We start from the raw sequence: 3502 nt of genomic DNA, 5'->3' as shown, positions 1-3502 counted from the left end.
CTATGCCCTGCGCATCGTCCGTGCCACACGGGACTTCAATGGCCTGAGCCACGGCGCCAGCCCCCGGGCCAGCATTGCCCTGGCCCGGGCGGCCCGCGTGCAGGCCATGTTCGAAGGCCGTGACTTCGTCACCCCGGACGACATCCAGCAAGTGGCCCGCCCGGTACTGCGCCATCGCATCCAGCTCAGCGCCGACGCAGAAATCGAAGGCCAAACCCCGGAAACCGCCCTGGCCCGTCTGCTTGACCAGGTGGAAGCGCCGCGGCAATGAAGCCTGCACCTCGCCTGCTTCTTGCCGTTGGCCTGTGGGCCCTGAGCGCGATCTTGCTGTTGTTTTTCAGCGGCAGCATCGCGAGCCTGTTGTGGTGGGCGGCCGGAGCGATTCTGGCGGCCTTTGCCCTGCTCGACCTGCTCCATGGCTTGCGCCGTCCGGCCCCATCGGCCGAGCGTATCGTGCCCAATGCCCTGTCCGTGCAACAGCCGCACCCGATCAAGGTACGCATTCCCTCCGCCGAGCTGCCGGCCTCCATGACCCTGGCGGACCATCACCCCGGCGATGACCCGCTCACTGGCCTGCCCTGTGAGCTGGCCCGTGCCGAGCAAGAACTCACCGAATTCACTTACCACTACCGCCCCAGCCGGCGTGGCCCGGTGACGTTCGGTGACCTGGAATTCTGGTTCCCCAGCCAGCTGGGTTTCTGGTCGCTACGCAAAACCTGCCCGGCCCATTGCACCGTGCCGGTGTACCCGGATTTTTCCCGCATCAGCCAGACGCAGCTGGACGCCAACCATTCCTTTCTGCTCACCGGCAGTCGCCTCAAGCCCCGCCGTGGCGAAGGTATGGAATTTCACCAGTTACGCGAGTATCACCCCGGCGACAGCCTGCGTCAGATCGACTGGAAAGCCACTGCCCGCCGCCGCAGTTTGATCAGCCGTGAGTATCAGGACGAGCAAAACCAGCAAGTGCTTATCATGCTGGATGGTGGCCGGCGCCTGGGCATGCCAGTGGGCAAGCTCACCGGCTTCGACCATGCGCTCAATGCCTCGCTGCTGCTTGCCTGGAGTGCGCTCAAACAGAAAGACAAGGCCGGGGCCATGCTGTTCTCCGGCGACCAGCCACGCTGGCTGCCGCCGGTGCAGGGCCAGAATGGTCTCAATCATTTGCTCAACGGGCTCTACGATCTGCACCCCAGCCAGCACGCCAGCGACTTCAGCCTGGCCGCCCGCCAACTGGTACGCCATAGCCGCCGACGGGCACTGGTGGTGCTGGTGACACGGCTGCAACACGAGGATCTGGATGACCTGCTCAGCGCCGTCGGCTTGATGCGGCGCCACCATCTGGTGCTGATTGCCGACATGCTGCTGCCCGAACAGGAAGCCCTGGCCCGTCAGCCGGTGGAGGATTTCGATCAGGCGCTGACCGTCTGTGCCGACGCCCAGGAACAAAAGCAGCGCGAGCAGCTGCATACCCGCCTGCGCCACGCCGGCGCGCTCGTCACCAGCGCCACACCGCAAAACATGCCGCAGCAATTAAACCATCTATATCTGGCACTGAAACGCAGCGGACGGCTTTAGTCGGATTACGCNTTTCAGGCTAATTCGACCTACTTGAGAAGTTGGGTTTTGTCGGTCGAATTAGGCCGAAGGCCGTAATCCGACAACACTAACAAAACAAGCGCTCCAGCGCCTGACCGAGCGGCACAGCCTCACGCTCATACGCTTTTGCCAGCGCTTTACACCAACGCGCCGGTCGCTCGGCGAGGCCTTGCTCCAGCAACGCCTGCGCTTTCGCTTTTACCTCCACCGCAAACGCCGCTTCATCACCACCGTCACCATTCAGGTTATCCAGCGACACCCGAAAATCATGCCCACAAGCGGCACAGAAAAGCGCTTCCAAAGCCTGAGGATAGACTTCCACCCGGCTGAACTCCGCCTGCTGATCCGCACTGCGCCCATCCGGTGCATACCAGTAACCGTAATCTTCCTGCTCGCGGCGTGCCGGACCGGCTACGCACCAGTGGGCGATTTCGTGCAGGGCACTGCGAAAATAATCGCGGGTATAGCAAATTTGGTGGGGACGGCCTGGCAGGTAAACCGGTTCACTGGCACCGCCTACCAGCACGGTGTGGTGGGAATCGAAAAAAGTCGCCCGAAACAGGCGCTCCAGTTCACCACTGACGTACCCCTGTGAAGCGCTTTGCGGTATGGTAGCCGCCTTCGTCTGAACCTGATTCTGATCTATTTCGTTCACCACACCGTTCCGTTTACAACAGTAGCACTTGCCTATGTTATCCCGCCGTCAGGAACTCGCCGCCCAACTCACCCTCGCACTGCCGATTCTGGGTGGGCAACTGGCGCAGACGGCCAACGGCTTTGTGGACACCATGATGGCCGGGCGAGTCAGCGCCAATGACCTGGCCGCGGTGGCCGTGGGCGCCAGTATCTGGGTGCCCCTGTTCCTGTTCATGACCGGCGTGCTGATGAGCGCCACCCCGGTGCTGTCGCGGCATCTGGGCGGCGAAGCTTATCATCGCATCAACCCCCTCGCCCAGCAGGGGCTCTGGTTGGGCCTGGGGCTGGGTGTCCTGTGTGCGCTGATCCTGCGCAGCATTGCCCCGGTGCTGGTATGGATGGACGTGGACCCGGCCATTCGGCCCATGGTCAGCGGCTACCTGGATGCGCTCAGCTGGGGGATGCCCGGTGCCGCGATAATGCTGGCCCTGCGCAGTTATACCGAGGCCATGAATCATACCCGTCCGGTGCTGCTGATCAGCGTTATCGGGCTGATGATCAACATTCCCAGCAACTATGTGCTGATCTACGGCAAGCTCGGCTTCCCGGCCATGGGCGGCGTGGGCTGCGGCTGGGCCACCTCGCTGGTGATGTGGTCCATGGCGCTGATGATGATGATCTACACGCACCGCCACCCGGTCTATCAGCACGCGCCATTGAACCTGCGGCAACGGCATTTTGAACGGGCCAGTCTTGGCTACATGCTGCGCCTGGGCTTGCCGGTGGGGCTGACGATTTTCTTTGAGGTGAGCATCTTTGCGGTCATCGCCCTGCTGATCGGCAGCCTGGGGGCCCAGGTCGTTGCCAGCCACCAGATTGCTCTCAACTTCACCTCCCTGATTTTCATGGTGCCACTGAGTTTTGCCCTGGCCGCCACCGTGCGGGTGGGCCACGCCCGGGGTCGCAGCGACCGGGACGGCATCCGCGTAGCGGTGCAGGTGGCCATGGCCATTACCCTGGTCGTGGGCATCGCTGCCGCCTCCAGTCTGGTGCTGGCCCGCCACTGGATTCCCCGTATTTATACCGACAACGGCTCGGTGATTGCCCTGGCCAGCTACCTGTTGCTATTCGCTGCCCTGTACCAGGTTTCCGACGCCCTGCAGGTGTGCGCCAATGGCTGCCTGCGCGGGTTTGAAGACACCGGTTGGCCCATGGTAATGACCCTGCTGGCCTACTGGGGTATCGGCCTGCCCATCGGCTACGGCCTGGC

The 3502-nt window shown here is 62.9% G+C and carries 4 protein-coding genes; 3 read left to right on the top strand and 1 reads right to left on the bottom strand.

Going from position 1 to position 3502, the window contains the following annotated elements; all coding sequences use genetic code 11:
• Positions 1-271, top strand: a 271-nt coding sequence (locus A3754_RS21090) for a MoxR family ATPase (protein WP_231880722.1), incomplete at its 5' end; no start/stop codon positions are given.
• Positions 268-1575 carry a DUF58 domain-containing protein gene (locus A3754_RS21085; RefSeq protein WP_063521244.1) on the top strand — a complete coding sequence of 436 codons (1308 nt, stop codon included), beginning with the start codon at positions 268-270 and terminating at the stop codon, positions 1573-1575. The genes A3754_RS21090 and A3754_RS21085, both read left to right, overlap by 4 nt.
• Before the next feature lie 88 nt (positions 1576-1663).
• Here A3754_RS21085 and A3754_RS21080 read toward each other — a convergent pair whose 3' ends face one another.
• The gene (locus A3754_RS21080; RefSeq protein WP_369817636.1) at positions 1664-2251 is read right to left on the bottom strand and encodes an elongation factor P hydroxylase; all 588 of its coding nucleotides are present in this window, start codon (positions 2249-2251) and stop codon (positions 1664-1666) included.
• Positions 2252-2285: 34 nt separating this feature from the next.
• Between A3754_RS21080 and A3754_RS21075 the strand changes: the two genes are divergently transcribed.
• A partial coding sequence (locus A3754_RS21075) for an MATE family efflux transporter (RefSeq protein ID WP_063521243.1) occupies positions 2286-3502 on the top strand: 1217 nt, incomplete at its 3' end.

The organism is Alcanivorax sp. HI0083, from assembly GCF_001635175.1.
The sequence above is the reverse complement of the archived record's forward strand: the minus strand, read 5'-3'. Positions and strand labels throughout refer to the sequence as shown.

What these genes read in the sequence shown, in the direction of transcription:
- A3754_RS21085 (WP_063521244.1), top strand. Translation starts at nt 268, where the DNA reads ATGAAGCCTGCACCTCGCCTGCTTCTTGCCGTTGGCCTGTGGGCCCTG.